General features: G+C 61.5%; 13 protein-coding genes and 1 pseudogene. 8 read left to right on the top strand and 6 right to left on the bottom strand.

What is annotated here, in order from left to right; translation table 11 throughout:
• Positions 1–8: 8 nt before the first annotated feature.
• Positions 9–386 (top strand): annotated as a pseudogene (locus tag KI617_RS06400) (GTP-binding protein); the annotation flags it as partial.
• 131 nt (positions 387–517) lie between these two features.
• Here KI617_RS06400 and KI617_RS06395 read toward each other — a convergent pair.
• The 3 genes from KI617_RS06395 to KI617_RS06385 are packed head-to-tail and all read right to left on the bottom strand — an operon-like array spanning position 518 to position 4,623.
• The gene (locus tag KI617_RS06395) at positions 518–2,398 is read right to left on the bottom strand and encodes a potassium transporter Kup (RefSeq protein ID WP_226451176.1); all 1,881 of its coding nucleotides are present in this window, start codon (positions 2,396–2,398) and stop codon (positions 518–520) included.
• A 9-nt stretch (positions 2,399–2,407) separates the two neighbouring features.
• Positions 2,408–3,097: a two-component system response regulator KdpE gene (kdpE, locus tag KI617_RS06390; protein WP_226451175.1), complete on the bottom strand. Its 690-nt coding sequence runs from the start codon at positions 3,095–3,097 to the stop codon at positions 2,408–2,410.
• On the bottom strand, positions 3,094–4,623 hold the full coding sequence (locus tag KI617_RS06385) for a DUF4118 domain-containing protein (RefSeq protein WP_226451174.1): 1,530 nt from the start codon (positions 4,621–4,623) through the stop codon (positions 3,094–3,096). The genes kdpE and KI617_RS06385 overlap by 4 nt, the downstream gene beginning before the upstream one ends.
• Before the next feature lie 91 nt (positions 4,624–4,714).
• Between KI617_RS06385 and KI617_RS06380 the strand changes: the two genes are divergently transcribed.
• Positions 4,715–5,466 (top strand): IS5 family transposase gene (locus KI617_RS06380; protein ID WP_226445962.1). Its coding sequence is split into 2 segments (ribosomal slippage): positions 4,715–5,042 and positions 5,042–5,466, totalling 753 coding nucleotides; the frame shifts between segments, so codons are not numbered across the junction.
• Between the two features lie 193 nt (positions 5,467–5,659).
• On the opposite strand, the gene KI617_RS06375 is transcribed toward KI617_RS06380, so the two are convergent.
• Together KI617_RS06375 and KI617_RS06370 are read right to left on the bottom strand one after the other, a co-directional pair.
• The gene (locus tag KI617_RS06375; RefSeq protein ID WP_226451173.1) at positions 5,660–6,199 is read right to left on the bottom strand and encodes a YfiR family protein; all 540 of its coding nucleotides are present in this window, start codon (positions 6,197–6,199) and stop codon (positions 5,660–5,662) included.
• A gap of 8 nt (positions 6,200–6,207) precedes the next feature.
• Complete coding sequence (locus KI617_RS06370) at positions 6,208–8,289, bottom strand: TonB-dependent receptor plug domain-containing protein (protein WP_226451172.1); 2,082 nt, start codon at positions 8,287–8,289, stop codon at positions 6,208–6,210.
• A 278-nt stretch (positions 8,290–8,567) separates the two neighbouring features.
• On the opposite strand from KI617_RS06370, the gene KI617_RS06365 reads away from it, so the two are divergent.
• From KI617_RS06365 to KI617_RS06340, 6 genes are all read left to right on the top strand, one after another.
• Positions 8,568–9,737: an efflux RND transporter periplasmic adaptor subunit gene (locus KI617_RS06365; RefSeq protein ID WP_226451171.1), complete on the top strand. Its 1,170-nt coding sequence runs from the start codon at positions 8,568–8,570 to the stop codon at positions 9,735–9,737.
• A gap of 10 nt (positions 9,738–9,747) precedes the next feature.
• Positions 9,748–12,837, top strand: a complete 3,090-nt coding sequence (locus KI617_RS06360) for an efflux RND transporter permease subunit (RefSeq protein WP_226451170.1) — start codon at positions 9,748–9,750, stop codon at positions 12,835–12,837.
• Positions 12,838–12,883: 46 nt separating this feature from the next.
• Positions 12,884–13,453, top strand: coding sequence for a DUF4124 domain-containing protein (locus KI617_RS06355; protein ID WP_226451169.1), 570 nt, complete (start codon positions 12,884–12,886; stop codon positions 13,451–13,453).
• Between the two features lie 174 nt (positions 13,454–13,627).
• Positions 13,628–14,203, top strand: coding sequence for a response regulator (locus tag KI617_RS06350; protein ID WP_226451168.1), 576 nt, complete (start codon positions 13,628–13,630; stop codon positions 14,201–14,203).
• Between the two features lie 98 nt (positions 14,204–14,301).
• The gene (locus KI617_RS06345) at positions 14,302–14,820 is read left to right on the top strand and encodes a cysteine hydrolase family protein (RefSeq protein ID WP_226451167.1); all 519 of its coding nucleotides are present in this window, start codon (positions 14,302–14,304) and stop codon (positions 14,818–14,820) included.
• Positions 14,821–14,872: 52 nt separating this feature from the next.
• Positions 14,873–15,445 carry a DUF1415 domain-containing protein gene (locus tag KI617_RS06340; protein WP_226451166.1) on the top strand — a complete coding sequence of 191 codons (573 nt, stop codon included), beginning with the start codon at positions 14,873–14,875 and terminating at the stop codon, positions 15,443–15,445.
• Between the two features lie 21 nt (positions 15,446–15,466).
• On the opposite strand, the gene KI617_RS06335 is transcribed toward KI617_RS06340, so the two are convergent.
• Complete coding sequence (locus KI617_RS06335; RefSeq protein ID WP_226451165.1) at positions 15,467–15,709, bottom strand: hypothetical protein; 243 nt, start codon at positions 15,707–15,709, stop codon at positions 15,467–15,469.
• Positions 15,710–15,839: the final 130 nt, after the last annotated feature.

Below are 15,839 nucleotides of genomic sequence, written 5' to 3'. Positions count from 1 at the left end.
TCACCCCCCTCTCCGCCATCGACCGCACCTCGGAAAAACGCGGCATGGGCGCGGTTGACCTCTCGCTGCTCACCGACGGCCTGCAGACCGAGCGCGAGCAAGGCATCACCATCGACGTCGCCTACCGCTATTTCTCGACCGGCACGCGCAAGTACATCATCGCTGACGCGCCGGGCCACGAGCAGCACACCCGCAACATGGTCACCGCCGCCTCCACGGCCGACCTCGCCATCATCCTGATCGATGCACGCAAGGACGTCCTGACGCAAACCTGTCGCCACTCGAAGCTCGCCTCGCTGGTCGGCATTCCGCACCTGATCGTCGCCATCAACAAGATGGCCCTCGCCGATTACTCGCAGGAAACCTACGAGCGCATCAAGGGCGAATAATGAGAGCAACAACACCGTCGGCGCCGGGATGATTATCTAAACGCAGACCCCTAAGCCAAAGAACGCCTCCTCCGGGAGGCGTTCTTGTTGGTTATCCGGAATCCGCTGCAGAAGTCAGGCACGCTCGCCTACAAAACGACCTGTGACCCAAGTTCGACAACGCGATTCGAAGGAATCTTGAAAAACGCGGTGGCACTGCCGGCATTGCGGAACATGGCGATGAACAGCAGTTCCCGCCAATAGGCCATGTCCGAACCCAGTTTGGGTATCAGGGTTTCCCGACCGAGGAAGAACGAAGTATCCATCATGTCGAGCCGCAGCCCGGCTTCGGCGCAGAGCCCCAGCGCCAACGGAATATCCGGTTCATCCTTGAAGCCGTACTGAACCGTTACCTGGCTGAAGTTGCCATCGAGGTGCCGCACCTCAACCCGGTCCACATCCGGTACGTAGGGCACATCGAAAACCCGCACACTCAGGATCACCACCTGCTCGTGTAGCGTCTTGTAGTGCTTCAGGCTGTGCAGCAGGGCGTGCGGGACATTCTCCGGATTCGGCGTCATGAACACCGCCGTTCCGTTCACCCGCTCAACGCCCCCCTCGACGATGCTGGCAACAAAGGGTTTGAGTTCCATGGCATCAGCGGCCAATCGCAGGCCGAGCAACTCCCGTCCGCGCTTCCAGGTTGTCAGCAGGATGAAGACACCCAGGCCAAAGACGAGCGGGAACCATCCCCCATCGGGAATTTTGACCGAGTTGGCGAGGAAAAACCCGAGGTCGATGCAGATGAATGGCAAGGCCCCCAGGATGGCGCGAGCCGGGCTCCAGTTCCAGAGACGCACGGCAACTGCAATCGCCAGGATATTGGTAATCAGCATCGTCCCGGTAACGGCAATGCCGTAGGCGGCCGCCAGATTTGACGAGGAACCGAACTCAATGACCAGGGCGATGATGGAGAGAAGCAGCAGCCAGTTGATGGCCGGCAGGTAAATCTGCCCCATCTCTTTCTCCGAGGTATGCTGGATTTCGAGGCGCGGCGTGTAGCCAAGCTGAATGGCCTGCTGGGTGATGGAAAAAGCACCGGAAATGACCGCTTGCGAGGCAATCACGGTGGCCACCGTGGCCAGAATCACCAGCGGATAGCGCGCCCATTCCGGGGCCAGCAGGTAGAACGGGTTCTCGATGGCGCTGGGGTCGGCCAGCAGCAAGGCGCCTTGCCCAAAATAGTTGATGAGCAACGCCGGCATGACATAGCCCAGCCAGGCGTACTGAATCGGCTTGGCGCCAAAGTGGCCCATGTCGGCATAAAGCGCTTCGGCACCGGTGATGCAGAGGACGACAGCCCCGAGCGCGAAGAAGCCGAGCATTGAATTGCCGAGAACGAAGCGGTAGGCATGGAGCGGATTGATGGCCGCGAGGACGGATGGATTTTCAACGATAGCCAGCCCGCCAAACGCCGCCAGCACGGCGAACCACAGCACCATGACGGGGCCGAACAGAGCCCCGACGCTGGCAGTTCCCTTGCGTTGAAAAACGAACAGGCCAATCAGAATCGCCAGCGAGATAGGCAGGATGTAAGGCTTGAAGGCAGGGGTGATGATTTCCAGTCCTTCGACCGCCGACAGAACGGAAATGGCCGGCGTTATCACCCCGTCGCCATAGAACAGGGCCGCCCCGAACAGGCCCAGCATGACCAGCAATTTCTGTTGCCAGGTACCCGGTGTCCCCTTTTGCAGCGCCAGCGTCATCAGGGCGATGATGCCGCCCTCGCCTTTGTTGTTGGCGCGCATGATGAAGGCAACGTACTTGATGGTCACCACGATGATCAACGACCAGAAAAACAGGGACAGGATGCCCAGTACGTTCTCCGGGGTGATGGGCACGGGATGGTGCGCCCCGCCGAATACTTCCTTGATGGAATACAGCGGACTGGTGCCGATGTCGCCATAAACGATGCCGAGCGCGGCCAGTGTCAGCGTCGCCAGACGCTTCTTGTCTTGTTCGGATTGCATGATTCTCCCCTACGGCTGGAAGCGATAGCCCACGCCGGTTTCAGTCAGAAAGTGTTTGGGTTGGGTCGGGTCGTCTTCGAGTTTTTGCCGGAGATGGCCGACGTAGACCCGCAGGTAATGGCTACTCTCGATATAGGACGGCCCCCAGATTTCCCGGAGCAGGTTGCGCTGAGTCAGCACCTTGCCCGGGTTCCCGACCAGCACCGTCAGCAGGCGATATTCGATGGGGGTCAGGTGCACGGCTTCGCCGGCACGCACCACCAGCCTGCGTGACAAATCCACCACCACCGGGCCGAATTCAATGATCGGCGAGGCAGAATCGGCATGCCGGCTACGGCGCCTGAGCAAGGCCCTGACCCGTGCCCGCAACTCGCCGACACTGAACGGTTTGGTCAGGTAGTCGTCGGCACCGGCGTCCAGTGCATCAATCTTGTCGTTCTCCTGCGAGCGCGCTGACAGAATCAGCACCGGCACGTCGGACCAGCCACGCAGATCGCGAATCAGGTCGATACCATTCCCGTCAGGCAAGCCAAGATCGAGGATCAGCAAGTCGGGTTGCCGGGCACCGGCCTCAAGCAGGCCCTGAGCCATCGTTTCGGCTTCGGAAACCTGGCAGCCCTCTTCCTCCACCGCAACGCGGACAAAGCGGCGTATCTGCTTTTCGTCTTCGACGATGAGCACCTTGGCCGGCGTCGTCATGCCAGTTCCTCCTCGATACTCGGCGGATTGCCGACCGGCAGCGTGAAGCGAACCATGGCACCGCCTTCCGGCCGGTTATCCGCTTCAATCGTTCCACCGTGCGCTTCAACGATCGCCTTGGAGATGGCAAGCCCCAGGCCGGTGCCCGGCTTGCCGGACTGAGCATTCCCGCGCACGAACATGTTGAAAAGTTCATCCCGGCGATGACTCGGGAACCCGGTCCCGTGGTCCAGAACGGCCACCTCAACAACCGTGCCGACCGGCTTGGCCTGCAACTCGATCACCGTCTGCGCCGGCGAATACTTGGCCGCATTTTCAAGGAGGTTGCACAGCACGCGCTCGATCAGCACGGCGTCGAATTCCAGCAAGGGAAGCGCCTTGTCGAGCAGCACCTTGACCGGATGCCCGGCCAGGGCGCCCCCCAGGAGCTTGATGCTGGCACCGACCACCTCTTCAAGCGGCTGCCATTCGCGACGCAGGGTGACTTCGCCGGCATTGAGCCGCGCCATGTCCAGCAGGTTGCCGACCAGGCCAGCCAGGCGTTCGGCTTGTTCATGCAGGGCTTGCGCCGTTTCGAGGGCAGCGGCAGGCAAGGCCGGCTTGACCAGGAACAGCGAGTCGGCCAGACCGACCATGGCCGTCAGCGGGGTCCGCAGGTCATGGGAAAGCGCAGACAAGATGGAACTGCGCAGCCGCTCCGTCAGCATCTTTACTTCAGTGGCCTGGGCGATTTCAACGTAATGCAGGCGCTCCAGGGCAACGGCCACCAGCGAGGCGAGCGCATCGAGCAGGGACAAGGTTTCATCGCTGGGCTCTTCCGGCTGTTCTTCAAAGGCCACCGCCAGCACGCCCCGTGTCCGCATGGAAGCCTTGAGCGGGAAATACAGCGGCGCAAAGCCCATGCCGCGCATTTCGTCGCTGCGCACGAATTGGCCGCTTTCAAAGGCAACATGAGCAAGATGCGCCTCAAACGGCAAGTTGCTTGATTGGACAACAGCATTCAGTGTTTTACGGGCCTCATCGGGCAACAGCACCACGCAACTGGCATGCAACTGCGACCGGACAAAAGCATCGGTAATCTCGACCACCTGCTTGATGGCCAATGCCCCGGCCAGTTGCTTGGCGAGTTGATAGAGGGCCTGGGTTCGCTGCTCCCGTCGAACGGCCTCCTCTGCCCGCTGGCGGAGAGTCGAGGTGAAATGCGTGGTCGTCAGGGCCGTGACCAGCATCACCGCAAAGGTCACGAGATACTGGATATTGCTGACCGCCAATGAGAAGCGCGGCGGCACGAAAAAAACGTCGAAGCAGAGAACGCTGAGCACCGACGCCAGGATTGCCGCATTTCGCCCCAGCTTGACCGCGACGATGAGGACCGTGAGCAGGAAAAGCATCACGATGTTGGCCAGGTCGAGATAGCCCAGCAGCGGTGTCGCCAGCAATGTCATGCCGGCGCAGGCAGCGACGGTCAGAATGACGCGTTGCGTGCTGCTGTAATTCTTGTCGCTGACAGAGGTCTCGAATGACATTTTGCGTTTCCGATAACGGGATGCCTAAAGACTAGGGGCTGTTCACAAATGACGAAACTATGTACATTCTCGCTTTTTGGAGTCTGCGAGGATGGACCGGAAGATGTTGCGAGACGACCAATGGCGGCGAATCGAAGCCCTGTGCTCAGGCAGAGCCAACGAGCGCGGGGTAACTGGGCGCGACAACCGACTCTTTGTCGAAGCGGTGCTATGGATCGCCCGCACGGGCTCGCCGTGGCGCGACCTGCCCACGCACTTCGGAGCTTGGCACACGACGTACATGCGCTTTTCCCGCTGGAGCAAGAAAGGGGTTTGGGCGCGGATGGCCGAAGCACTCAAGAGCGACGCCGATCTGGAGCAGTTGTTTGTCGACGCGACCATCGTGCGAGCCCACCAACACGCGACTGGCGCCCAAAAAAAGCGGGCGATCAAGCCATCGGGCGTAGCCGGGGCGGACTGAGTACCAAAATTCATGCGGCGGTTGAGGCCCTGGGTAATCCCTTGCGTTTGCGCCTGACCGCTGGGCAAATCGCCGACATTACCGAAGCAGCCGCTCTCATCGAGGGGATTGAGGCGCAGAGCGTCATCGCCGACAAGGGCTACGATGCCAACGCATTCGTCGACACCATTGAAGCGCAGGGCGCACAGGCGGTGATTCCGCCACGCGGTAATCGCCTGACTCAGCGTGCCTATGATCGTCACCTTTACAAAGACCGCAACCTCGTCGAACGCTTTTTCTGCCGACTCAAGCAGTTCAGGCGCATCGCCACACGCTACGAGAAGCTAGCGCAGAACTTCATGTCCATGCTCAACCTCGCTTCCGCCTATATCTGGCTGGCATGATCGCCAAAAACCCAATTGTTAACAGCCCCTAGGACAAGCCGTGTAAAAACGCTGACCATTCTGGCGATCAGGGCGTAAAAATGTCGTAAAGATTTGGCCGGCCAGTCGCGGCTGCAGCGCCATTTGCGGTCACGAACCAAAAGGCTCTGAAGTCTTCAGCTAGCCCGCAGCGCCCCTCTATCCGTGAGCGGCATTACCTTCCGGCAGCGGCCGTTTTTGCATCCCCGTCAGCCGATTTTCGCACGCTGCGCGCCAGCTCCAGCAGGGTGGGCTTGGCTTTCAGATTGGCCCGCTCGCATTGCTCCAGATTGACGTCGAACATCAGCCGCTTGCCTTCCAGCGCCAACATGATTCCTACCGCCGGCAAGCCCCCTTTGTCGGTGACTGTCAGGGTCGGCTGGTTGCCGAGGATGGATCTGATTTTTGGCAGATTGACCACCTCGCCAGCGCCGACATAGAGAATGTCGCAGGCGCGGATGGGCGTGGGTGTTGTCAGGCGGGCGATCACGATGCGCTGGCCGTTGACCCGGCGGTCGTAATAAGCCTGCACTGCCGTGCCCACGTCGTCATCGCCAAGCACGCAGATGTGGAAATTGGCGCGCCTGGATTCGGGCCAGTCGAACAGGTAGGCGAAGTTGTACAGATAGGCCGCTTTCATCTCGTGCTCGGCCACCACCTGGGCGTTTGCCGCCAGGCTGAAGCAGAACATGAAAAGAAGGGTCAGGACGCGCATGTCGAGGCTCAGAGGTCCACGTTGAGCTGGAACCAGTAGGTCCGGCCATCCATGCGCAGGGCGTCGATGCCTGTGCCCGGCGCCCAGTCAAAGGGCGACACCACGTCGTAATTGCGGTCGAACAGGTTGCGGATGCTGAATGAGGCCGATAGCCCATGCCATTTACGCTCACTGGAGAAGGTCAGGTTGGCCAGTACAACGCCCCCCAGCCGGCGACGCTCTGTGGTCAGACGCGAGCCGAGATATTGGGCCTCCAGGCCGGCCCGAATCGAATCGCCGGGCAAGGGAGAGGTCAGCTGGAACTTGCCCAGCAGATTGGGGGAGTTGATCGAGTCCTGGCCGCTGGTGTCGTGCGAGTGCTGCCAGGCACCACTGGTTTTGGCCCGGATGCCGTTGTCCCAGCGCGCCTCGAATTCCAGCTCGCCGCCCTTGGTGCGGCTGCTCCCGACTGCCGCAAAGTCGCCCAGTCCGGTGAGATCAACCTGTTGCTTGCTGCGGCGATATTCATAGAGCGAGCCAGTAATCCGCATGCGGCGATTCAGGTCGTGCTGGAGCACGAGTTCCTTGGCCGCGACGTATTCGGGCGTGGCCCCCGTGCGGTAGTTGGATCTGTCGTCGGCGTTGGGCATGCGAAAAGCTTCGCTATACGAGGCTTTCAGCGTGGTCTTGAAATTGGGCTGATAGATCAGGGCAACGCGCGGGCTCCAGTTGCCCTCGAGATCGCTGGCCTTGTCATAGCGCGCCCCGACATTCAGGCGCCAGCGCTCATGAAAGCGGAATTCATCGGCCATGTACAAGCTGGTCGTGTTGCGGGAATAGGACTGCTGGACATCCCTTGCGACCGCCTGTGCCGGCGAGTAGTAGGTCCAGCGCATGTTCTGGCTGTGGTCGCCGCGATGCTCCAGGCCGAACAGAATGGCGTGGTTGGCGAACCACTTGCCAACGAACTTCTGGTCCACGCCCCACCACTTCGCCTGATGTTGCCGACGGGCGTAAGGATTCGGATCATCGACCACCCGTCGGTTCTCATAGTCGTAGGTGCCGTAGTAGAAGCGCGATGACGAGTACAAATGAAGGCCAATATCGGTCTCATAGCTGGCGTTGAGGTAGGCGCTCTCGTCGGAGGTCGAGAACGGCGTATTGAATATGGCAAATTCGGTTGGCTTGGTCGGCACCGTCTTGCTGCGATCGACGTAGCCAGCCTCGACGCTGAATCCGTCCAGCGAGAACTTGCCGAAGAAACGCTTGTTGCGTTCATCGTCGATGCCGTTGGCCCAGCCATGATTGGTGGCGGGGGTGTCGTAGGCCGGGAAATAGAGGTTCTGCCCCTGGGAATCCAGCGCCGAGGCAGAAAGCAGCAGGTCGGCGCCATTGTCGAAACGCTTGCCGAAGGTGGCCCGCTGGCGGTAGGTATCGTGGCTACCCGCTTCGCCGGAAATCTGCAGTCCGTTGAAATCGCTGCCCTTGCGGGTGACGATGTTGATGATGCCGAGCATGGCGTTGTTGCCGTAAGTCACCGAACCGGTACCCGGCACGTACTCGACACGCTCGACCAGCGCCAGGTCGAGCAAGCCGGATTCGTCGATGTAGGCCTGGTTGAACAGGCTGTCCTGCGTCACGTAGCCGTCGATCAGGACCATGATGCGCCCGGTGTAGTCGCCCGGCGCGCCGAAGCCACGGCCACCCATGTACTGGTAGCGACGATCGGAAGTCGTGTACAGGCCGCGCATGCTGTTGATCACGTCGGCGATGGTCCGGTAGCCATAGGCCCGGATGTCTTCGGCGGTGACGATGGCGACGGCAGAGGGCGAATCGCTGATCTGGCGGACCAGTTTCGAGCCGGAAACGACCTCGCGCTTCACCAGTTGCTCGAAGGGCACTACGGCAAGGTCGTCGCCTTCTTCGGCCAGCGCCGAGTGCCCCGACAAAGCCAGACATAGCAGCAGCGGCAAGGTTTTCAGGTGGCTGGCAAACCGGCGCTGCCGGCAGGCCGTTTTACCGGTGCGGTGGGCGGTCAAGGTCTGGCCCTCTTCGGCTTGGGGCGCAGGCTGGCGGAGCGGATGAAATGAAGGCTCATGGCTGGTTGGCACGAATGTTCGCTCGCCGTTGGGTTCAAATCCCGGCAAGGCACTCGCGACGACAATAATGTCAAAGGGGTGAATTTTGCCAGCCTTATCGACTGCCGTTGCATTCCGGGTAAAAACAAATAGCCGCCGCAGCGACATTCAGGCGGAGTCCCAGCCGCAAAACGATCTGCGCAACAATGGTAGGATTCTGTTTTCTGGTTTTTCGGCCACTTTTGTTCAAGAACTGGAACAGTTTTCGTCGTTCAGTGGCTCCATCCTGCTCCCGGCCCGAATTTCCCATCATGAACAAAACCAAAAGCACGCTCCTTGTCGTCGGCATCGTCATTCTGGCCGGCGGCGGTTTATGGATATGGAGCGGCAATCGTCACCCGGCCACGGCTCCGAGCAAAGCTGCGGGGCCGGTGCCAGTCACCGTCGCCAAGGCGCAGAGCGGCGAGATGCCGGTATTCCTGAACGTCGTCGGTCGAGCAGAAGCCTACGAAGGCGTCACCGTCAAATCGAGGCTGGATGGACAGGTCCTGGCCGTGGCCTACACCGAGGGGCAGGCGGTCAAGCAGGGCGATGTACTGGTCAGGCTCGATCCGGCCGATTTCAATACCAGAGTGGCGCAGGCCGAAGCCATCGTTGCCAAGGATCAGGCGCAACTGGCCAAGGCCCATGCCGATGTCGAACGCTATTCCGGGCTCAAGGCGCGTGGTTTTGTCTCCGACGAGAAGGTCAATGAAGTCCGCACCAACGAAGCTGCTGCTGCCGCTACGCTGAAGGCCGACGAGGCGACGCTGGCGCTCGCCCGCCTGCAGCTTTCCTACACCACGGTGCGCGCTCCCTTCGCCGGCGTGGTCGGCGCCCGACTGGTTTTCCCCGGTTCCTCGGTCAAGATCAATGACACGGCCCTCGTCGTCGTCAACCGTGTTGATCCGCTTTACGTGACTTTCTCGGTACCCGAGCGTCACCTGCAACGCTTGCGCCAGACGGTCAGCAAGGGGCCGATGCCCGTACAGGTTGCCCTGCCCGGCAACAAGGAAATCCGCTTCGAAGGCAAGGCGAAATTCATCGACAACGCGGTCGATGCGACGACCGGTACCATCCAGATGAAGGCCCTGCTCGACAACAAGGGCGCCAGGCTGACCCCCGGCCAGTTCCTGAATGTCAGCATGGTGCTCGATCAGGTGAGCGATGCCGTGCTGGTGCCCAACGAGGCCATCCAGCAGGGGGCCGATGGCAATTTCCTTTACGCGGTGAAGGCCGACGACACGGTCGAAGTGAGAAAGATCGAAATCATCGCCAGCCATCAGGGCAACTCTGCCATCGCCAAAGGGGTCGCAGTCGGCGAATCCGTGGTCACCGATGGCCAGCTCCGTCTGACGCCAGGCGCCAGGATCAGCGCAAAACCGGCGAATGCCGAGGCCGCCAAGCCCAAGGCCACCGAACAAGCTGCTCCGGCACGCTAAGGGTCTGGCGATGAACCTCCCCGAGCTCTGCATCCGCCGCCCGGTGATGACCACCCTGATGATGGTGGCGCTACTGATCTTCGGCATCATCGGCTATCGCGCTCTGCCGGTTTCCGAACTGCCGGCCGTCGATTTCCCGACTATTTCGGTCACCGCCAACCTGCCCGGCGCCTCGCCGGAAACCATGGCTGCCGCCGTCGCCACACCGCTCGAAGGCCAGTTCTCGACCATCGCCGGCCTGGATTCGATGACTTCGACCAGCGCCCAAGGTTCGACCACCATCACCCTGCAGTTCGCGCTCGACCGCAACATCGACGCCGCCGCCCAGGACGTCCAGTCGGCCATCGCCGCCGCGCAGCGAAAGCTGCCACCCAACATGCCGACGCCGCCGTCGTTCCGCAAGGTGAACCCGGCTGATTCGCCGATTTTCTACATTGCGATGTCGTCGCCGACCCTGCCGCTATCGCTCGTTCACGAATACGCTGAAACCCAGCTAGCCCAACGGCTTTCGACCATTCCCGGCGTTGCCCAGGTGCAGATCTACGGCTCACAGAAATTCGCTGTCCGCGTCCAGGCCAACCCGGACCAGCTGGCCGCGCGCGGCATCGGCATCGATGAACTGCAGCAGGCCATCGCCCAGGGCAACGTCAACCAGCCGGTCGGCCAGCTCGACGGTAGCCGCCAGACCTTTGCCCTCAAGGACAATGGCCAGCTCAGCAATGCCGCCGCCTACCGCCCGCTCATCGTCACCTGGCGCAATGGCGCGCCAATTCGCCTGGAAGACGTCGCGACGCCGATCGACAGCGTCGAAAACACCCGCATCGCCAGCTGGAACGTGGACAAACGCGCCATCGTGCTCGCCGTCCAGCGTCAGCCGGGGGCCAACACCATCGAGACGGTCGATGCCATCAAGCGCATCCTGCCCTCCTTCCAGGCCAAGCTGCCGGCGGCAGTGACGATGAAGGTGCTGTTCGACCGCAGCAACTCGATCCGCCACGCCATCGATGATGTCCAGTTCACGCTGATCCTGTCCGGCTTCCTGGTCATCATGGTTATCCTGCTTTTCCTGCGCAACCTGTCGGCGACCATCATCCCCAGCCTGGCGCTACCGATTTCGGTGGTCGGCACCTTCGCCATGATGTCGGTGCTCGGCTACAGCCTGGACAACCTGTCGCTGCTCGCCCTTACGCTGTCGGTCGGCTTCGTCGTCGATGACGCCATCGTCATGCTGGAAAACATCGTCCGCCACGTCGAGGCCGGCGAACCGCCCTTTGAGGCGGCGATCAAGGGAGCCAAGGAAATCGGCTTCACGATCATTTCGATGACCATTTCGCTGATCGCCGTCTTCATTCCGGTGCTCTTCATGCAGGGCATCGTCGGCCGCCTGCTGCATGAATTTGCCGTCACCATCTGCGTCGCCATCCTGGTTTCCGGCTTCGTCTCCCTGACCCTGACACCGATGCTGTGCAGCCGCTACGTCAAGCACGCTGATCCGGATTCGCATGGCCGCGTTTTCCAGATGTTTGAACATTTTTTCGAGGCCGTGCTCGGCGCCTATGAAAAGACGCTCAAACTGGCCATGGGCCACCCGAGAACCATCCTGGCCAGCTTCTTCGCCACGCTGCTGCTCACCGGCTATTTGTTCACCCAGGTTCCCAAGGACTTCATCCCGAGCGGCGATTCGGGCCAGATCATCGCCTTCACCGAAGGCGCGCAGGATGCCTCGTTTGCTTCAATGGTTGCCCATCAGCGGGCGGTGGCCGAGATCGTCGCCCAGGAGCCGGACATCGCTTCCTTCATGTCCGCAGTCGGCGCCGGCGGCATCCGGCCAACGGCCAATACCGGCACGGTGTTCATGATCCTCAAGCCGCTCAGTGAGCGCAAATCGACGCCGGACCAGATCATCCAGCGCCTGCGCCCCAAGCTGGCGGCCGTGCCCGGCATCAAGGTCTACATGCAAAACCCGCCAGTGATCCGTATCGGCGGCCAGATCACCGCCGCCCAATACCAATACACACTACAAGACACCGATCTCGATGAACTGTATGAATGGACGGCGACGCTGACCCAGAAGATCCGCCAGCTACCCGGCTTCGTCGATGTGACCAATAACCTGAGCAACCTGAGCCCGGTCGTCGGCCTTGATATCGACCGCGACAAACTGTCCTCGCTCGGCCTCACTTTCGGCCAGGTCGAGGACGCCCTGCAGAGCGCCTTCAGCGCCCGCCAGGTATCGACCATCTATGGTTCGACGGCGCAGTATCAGGTCATCCTCGAAGTCGCCCCGGAATTCCAGGCCGATCCGCAGGCCCTGTCCCGCATCTACGTGCGCGGTGGCGGCAAGCTGATCCCGCTCGATACGGTGGCCCGCTTTACCCGCAAGACGCAGGCGCTGACCGTCAATCACCAGGGCCAACTGCCGTCGGTGACCATCTCCTTCAACCTGCTGCCCGGCGTCTCGCTGGGCGATGCCGTCGATCGCATCAAGGCGCTGGAGCAGGAAATCCGCGTCCCGGTGTCGCTGACCACCAGCCTGCAAGGCACGGCCCAGGCCTTCCAGTCCTCGCTGCAGGGTCTCGGCATCCTGCTGCTGGTCGCCGTGCTGGTCGTCTACCTGGTCCTCGGCGTGCTCTACGAGAGCTTCATCCACCCGCTGACCATCCTCTCCGGCCTGCCCTCGGCCGGCCTCGGCGCCCTGATCACCCTGCTCATCTTCAAGGTCGACCTCAGCCTCTACGCCTTCGTCGGCGTCATCATGCTGATCGGCATCGTCAAGAAGAACGCCATCATGATGATCGACTTCGCCCTCGACAAGCAGCGCAAGGAAGGCGCGCCGCCGTTCGAGGCGATTTTCCAGGCCAGTCTGGTCCGCTTCCGGCCGATCATGATGACGACCATGGCCGCGCTGGTCGGCACGCTGCCCATCGCGCTGGGCATCGGTGCCGGGGCCGAAGTGCGCCAGCCGCTCGGCCTGGCCGTGGTTGGCGGGCTGATGCTGTCGCAGTTGCTCACTTTGTACCTGACGCCGGTCATCTACCTGTATCTCGACCGCTTTACCGACAAGTCAAAACTGCCGCCCGAAACTGCAACGGCAAACTGACCGGACAACGGAAGCGCTTTCGGCCGCGTTAGGCTATAAATACAGCATGCGCAAAACGCCTTTCATCCTTCTCGCTGTCGCCCTGCTCGCCCAGCCGGCCACCGCGGAAATCTACAAATGCCGTCTGCCCGACGGCAAGATGGAGATTTCCAACGCACCCTGCACCAGCGGCACTACCGTCACGGCACGCCCGGACGAATCGGTACCGGAAGCGAGACGCCTGCAGGCCGAACGCGACCTCGAACGGATGCGCACTTACGTCGAGAAACGCGAAGCCAGCCAACGGGCGGAAGAAGCAGCCGAACGCCAGGAACGTACGAGCCAGCGCCAAGCCACCGCCAGCAACCCGCCCCGCACCTACGGCGACCCAGCTGCCTGCCTGCGCGATCTCAGCCAGCAAGCGCTGGAAGCTTCGCAGCGCGCCCAGCTCGAAGCCGAATGTCGCGGACTGGTCAGACCGCCCGAAAACACGCAGCAGCCGGTCTACGTACCGATCTATGGCGTACCCGCCCGGCCACACCAGCATTACCCGGCCCCGCCACCCAAACCTGCCGCCACCTCGCCCGCCCCGTCGATCATCATGTGCCCGCCGAACAACAAGAATTGCGCTCGATAAGCGACACACTGAGCAACACCGGCCGCCATTCCCGTACAATCCTGCGGCACCGTATGCAAACAGCAAGAACGCTTTCGCGACACAGAAAAGTGGTCCAAAAATAATGCGTGCAGGAACGACTCACCGGCTCGCAACGCTCTGCCAGCTTGCAGCCGACATCACAAGGGAAAACAGGTGGGACTATTCGACAAAATCAAGGCCCTGTTTGGGGGCGAGGCTCAGGCACAAACACAGCCCCCGGCACCGCCTGAGCAAGAGCCGCTGCAGCCCGAACCTGGCGTCGCCGAACGCCGCAAGCGGGCACGCGTCAATGCCCGTGAAGGCACCAAGGTCCTGATCATTGACGACTCCAAAACCATCGTCGTCGCCCTCAAGAAATTCCTGCGTTCGGCCGGCTACGAGACACTCGAAGCTTTCGATGCCGAATCAGGCCTGGCCCTGATGCAGGAGCAGCGACCGGAACTGGTCTTTCTCGACATCGTGCTGCCCGGCATGAACGGCTTTGCCGCCCTGCGCACGATTCGCCGCGACCCGCAGTTGCGCGACATCCCCGTCATCATGATGAGCGGCAACGAGCAAGCCATGGAGCAGTTCTTCGGCACCCGGATCGGCGCCGACGATTTCATGAAGAAGCCCTTCTCGCGCTACGAGATCTTTTTCCGGATCGAGCGCCTGCTCGATGAAAATCTGGTGCCGCGCCGTGTTATCGCGAAAGCCGACCAGCCAACGCCCACTGCGCCCGCGCCCTGACTTCTCCGGCCTCTTCGCCGGCAGCGACGAACTCGGCGGCCGGCGGGGCCAAACTCGAATCCACCGCCCAATAGTCCCCATCCACCGGAGAAAGCGCCATGCCCAAGTCCGCCCTGATCGTCATCGACCTGCAGAACGACTACTTCCCGGAGGGCCGGTTTCCGTTGTGGAATGCCGAAGCCACGCTGGCCAAGGTTGAGCAGGCCATCGGCCAGGCACACACCAAGGGCATGCCGGTCATTCTCGTGCAGCACGTCGCCGATGCCAGCAAGGGCGTGGCGCCGTTCTTCAACACCGGCACGCCGGGCGTCGATATCCACCCGCGCATCCTCACTGCCGCCCCCGAAGCGCCCATCGTCATCAAGTCGTTTGCCGACAGCTTCCATAAAACCACGCTGGAAGAAACGCTGGCCCAACTCGGCGTCGATGAACTGCTGGTCTGCGGCATGATGACCCAGAACTGCGTGACCCATACCGCCATTTCCAAGGCAGCCGATAAGTACAAGGTCAGCCTGCTGGCCGACTGCTGCACAACGGTCAGCGAAATCCTGCACAAGATTGCCTTGAACGCCGTATCGACCCGACTGACCGTCGGTCTGGCCGGCGACCTGATCTAGGCTCAGGCCGGATCTCTATCTACCGAAGCACCGCACTTCAGAGACTCACGCCATGTCCCAGGTTCTCAGCCCCTTCGCCGACGCATCCGCCGCCGAGGAAATCATTGCCAACACCCAGAACTGGCTGGAGCGTGCCGTAATCGGCCTGAACCTTTGCCCCTTCGCCAAGAGTGTGTTCGTCAAGAAGCAGGTGCGCTATGCCCTGACCGGCGCAACCACGGCCGATGAACTGCTGGCTGAACTGGAACATGAACTGACCCGGCTGGCCGAAACCGACCCGGCCGAACTGGACACCACGCTGCTGATTCATCCGCAGGTGATGACGGACTTCCTCGACTTCCATTTCTTCCTCGGCGAAGTCGATGCCCTGATCCGCAACCTCGGCTACGACGGCGTCTTCCAGATTGCCAGCCTGCACCCGCAATACGAATTTGCCGGCAGCGAACCGGACGACATCGCCAACTTCACCAACCGCTCGCCCTACCCGACGCTACACCTGCTGCGCGAAAGCAGCATCGACCGCGCCGTGGCGGCGTTTCCCGATGCTGAAGCGATTTTCGAGCGCAATATCGAAACGATGGAGCGCCTCGGCCACGAGGGCTGGAAGAAGCTCTGGCTGAGCTGATCGCCCGAACCGGCCAGGCGCTTATTTAGCTTTGCCGGCAGGCCGTTTGGCCGCCTCGGTGTCGCTTGACTGATCTTCCTCACCCTGCGCATGGAGTAGCCAGACCAGGTCGCTGCCCTGCACCGGCATCGGAATCATCTGGTTCCAGCTCCAGCGGAACACCGGCCCGCTGGGCACGTAGCGGGCAAATACCTCGCCGCGCGAACTGACACCGAAAAAGGGCCAAGGCCCGAGGACGGCTTCCTTGAGTTGTGCATCGGTCATGACGAACCTCCTTCTGCAGGCTGGACGATGGGCTCAGTCTGCGCCGTCTGCTCGGGTGAATCAAGGCATTGAAGCAGGCGGATCAGCGCAAAAGGAACGGGCCGCAACAGCGGCCCGCCGATCCAACTCA

This window comes from Ferribacterium limneticum, assembly GCF_020510625.1.
Taxonomy (GTDB): Bacteria; Pseudomonadota; Gammaproteobacteria; order Burkholderiales; family Rhodocyclaceae; genus Azonexus; species Azonexus limneticus_A.
Note: the sequence above shows the minus strand (reverse complement) of the source record. Positions and strands in the feature narration are given on the sequence as shown.

Excerpts from the sequence above, each read along its gene's own strand:
- KI617_RS06395 (WP_226451176.1), bottom strand. The coding sequence starts at position 2,398 with ATGCAATCCGAACAAGACAAGAAGCGTCTGGCGACGCTGACACTGGCC.
- kdpE (WP_226451175.1), bottom strand. The coding sequence starts at position 3,097 with ATGACGACGCCGGCCAAGGTGCTCATCGTCGAAGACGAAAAGCAGATA.
- KI617_RS06385 (WP_226451174.1), bottom strand. The coding sequence starts at position 4,623 with ATGTCATTCGAGACCTCTGTCAGCGACAAGAATTACAGCAGCACGCAA.
- KI617_RS06375 (WP_226451173.1), bottom strand. The coding sequence starts at position 6,199 with ATGCGCGTCCTGACCCTTCTTTTCATGTTCTGCTTCAGCCTGGCGGCA.
- KI617_RS06365 (WP_226451171.1), top strand. The coding sequence starts at position 8,568 with ATGAACAAAACCAAAAGCACGCTCCTTGTCGTCGGCATCGTCATTCTG.
- KI617_RS06360 (WP_226451170.1), top strand. The coding sequence starts at position 9,748 with ATGAACCTCCCCGAGCTCTGCATCCGCCGCCCGGTGATGACCACCCTG.
- KI617_RS06355 (WP_226451169.1), top strand. The coding sequence starts at position 12,884 with ATGCGCAAAACGCCTTTCATCCTTCTCGCTGTCGCCCTGCTCGCCCAG.
- KI617_RS06345 (WP_226451167.1), top strand. The coding sequence starts at position 14,302 with ATGCCCAAGTCCGCCCTGATCGTCATCGACCTGCAGAACGACTACTTC.
- KI617_RS06340 (WP_226451166.1), top strand. The coding sequence starts at position 14,873 with ATGTCCCAGGTTCTCAGCCCCTTCGCCGACGCATCCGCCGCCGAGGAA.
- KI617_RS06335 (WP_226451165.1), bottom strand. The coding sequence starts at position 15,709 with ATGACCGATGCACAACTCAAGGAAGCCGTCCTCGGGCCTTGGCCCTTT.